The sequence below is a fragment of the Pararhizobium mangrovi genome, from assembly GCF_006516965.1.
Classification (GTDB): domain Bacteria; phylum Pseudomonadota; class Alphaproteobacteria; order Rhizobiales; family Rhizobiaceae; genus Pararhizobium_B; species Pararhizobium_B mangrovi.
Window position 1 is genome coordinate 1 of record NZ_VHLH01000058.1, and the last position, 2,500, is coordinate 2,500.

A 2,500-nucleotide genomic window follows, 5' to 3' on the forward strand; every position below is an offset into this window, starting at 1 on the left:
ATCCGGTGGCAGCCCGGATCCTTGGTTTTGCCGGTCCTCGAAGGCTGGCGCCTTCTTGCGGGCCGGCGGGGGCTGCTCCACCCCGCGTTATATCAGAGCGATCCGGCGACAAGCGCGGATCCTTGCGATTGGGTATATCGAGGAAGGGGTTGGAAGGGTGGGGAGAAGATGATGTCTTTGCGTTTTGCAGACCTGGCGGCGACCTACTCTCCCACGTCTTGAGACGCAGTACCATCGGCGCTGGGGCTTTTCACGGCCGGGTTCGGAATGGGACCGGGTGCGGCAACCCCGCAATGACCACCAGGTCGGCAAAGCGCAAAGCTGACCCCGTGCTTTCGCACGAGGCCATGATCGAGAAGCTGGGTGGCCGAAGCCACTTTTCATCTGGTTTTGTGAACACGTCTTCAATGCGCCTTTCGAGGGAGAACCCGCAGGGCACGAGCGTGCCCCGCCGGTCGCCCGGCGCGCCGTCCGCAGTGTCGCGACCGGAGATCGCGACAGCGTGAGGACAGGACAAAGTTGCCGCTCATCGCGGGTGGGCGATGAGCACGGGCAACGAGAACGATCAAGTCGAACGAGTGATTAGTACCGGTAAGCTTCACGCATTGCTGCGCTTCCACACCCGGCCTATCAACGTGGTCGTCTTCCACGACTCTTCAGGGAATACTCGTTTCAAGGTTGGTTTCCCGCTTAGATGCCTTCAGCGGTTATCCGTTCCGTACGTAGCTACCCTGCACTGCGGCTGGCGCCACAACAGGTCCACCAGAGGTACGTCCATCCCGGTCCTCTCGTACTAGGGACAGATCCTTTCAATATTCCAACACCCACGGCAGATAGGGACCGAACTGTCTCACGACGTTCTGAACCCAGCTCACGTACCGCTTTAATTGGCGAACAGCCAAACCCTTGGGACCTGCTCCAGCCCCAGGATGCGATGAGCCGACATCGAGGTGCCAAACAACCCCGTCGATATGGACTCTTGGGGGTCATCAGCCTGTTATCCCCGGCGTACCTTTTATCCGTTGAGCGATGGCCCTTCCACTCGGGGACCACCGGATCACTATGACCGACTTTCGTCTCTGCTCGACATGTCCGTCTCGCAGTCAGGCGGGCTTATGCCATTGCACTCGACGAGCGATTTCCGACCGCTCTGAGCCCACCTTCGCGCGCCTCCGTTACTCTTTGGGAGGCGACCGCCCCAGTCAAACTACCCACCATACACTGTCCCGGACCCGGATAACGGATCGCGGTTAGACATCCATGACGATAAGGGTGGTATTTCAAGGATGGCTCCACCAAGGCTGGCGCCCTGGCTTCGAAGCCTACCACCTATCCTACACATGCCGACACGAATGCCAGTGTAAAGCTATAGTAAAGGTGCACGGGGTCTTTCCGTCTGACCGCAGGAACCCCGCATCTTCACGGGGAATTCAATTTCACTGAGTCTGCGTTGGAGACAGCGGGGAAGTCGTTACGCCATTCGTGCAGGTCGGAACTTACCCGACAAGGAATTTCGCTACCTTAGGACCGTTATAGTTACGGCCGCCGTTTACCGGGGCTTCAATTCGGTGCTTGCACACCTCCTTTTAACCTTCCGGCACCGGGCAGGCGTCAGACCCTATACGTCGTCTTATCGACTTCGCAGAGCCCTGTGTTTTTGATAAACAGTCGCTACCCCCTGGGTTGTGCCACCCCCACCCACTTGCGTGGATGAAGGTCACGCTTCTTCCGAAGTTACGCGTGCAATTTGCCGAGTTCCTTCAACGCAGTTCTCTCAAGCGCCTTGGTATACTCTACCTGACCACCTGTGTCGGTTTCGGGTACGGTCTATAATGGTGGTGCTATTTCCCGGGACCACTTCGCTGCCCACTCAATCCAGTAAGAATGAACAACACACGTGATCCGTCACATCCACCAGGCCCACGATTATTAACGTGGTTCCCATCGACTACGCGTTTCCGCCTCGTCTTAGGGGCCGGCTAACCCTGCTCAGATTAACTTTAAGCAGGAACCCTTGGTCTTTCGGCGAGGGAGTCTCTCACTCCCTTTATCGTTACTCATGTCAGCATTCTCGCTTCCGATACCTCCAGGATCCCTCACGGGTATCCCTTCACAGGCTTACGGAACGCTCCGCTACCACTTGCACAAAGTGCAAATCCTCAGCTTCGGTGTACGGCTTGAGCCCCGTTACATTTTCGGCGCAAGGTTCCTTAACTAGACCAGTGAGCTGTTACGCTTTCTTTAAATGATGGCTGCTTCTAAGCCAACATCCTGGTTGTTTTGGGAACCTCACATCCTTTCCCACTTAGCCGTAACTTGGGGACCTTAGCTGGAGGTCAGGGTTGTTGCCCTCTTCACCACGGACGTTAGCACCCATGGTGTGTCTGCCGAGTAGTACTCCACGGTATTCGGAGTTTGGTTAGGATCAGTAAGGCGGTAAGCCCCCATAGCCCATCCAGTGCTCTACCCCCGTGGGTATTCGCTCGACGCTCTACCTAAA

Annotated in this window: 2 rRNA genes (1 of these 2 cut by a window edge); both read right to left on the bottom strand. The window is 56.8% G+C overall.

What is annotated here, in order from left to right:
- Positions 1-190: 190 nt before the first annotated feature.
- Positions 191-305 (bottom strand): 5S ribosomal RNA (gene rrf, locus FJU11_RS18050).
- Positions 306-561: 256 nt separating this feature from the next.
- Positions 562-2,500 (bottom strand): 23S ribosomal RNA (locus tag FJU11_RS18055); it runs 867 nt beyond the window's last position.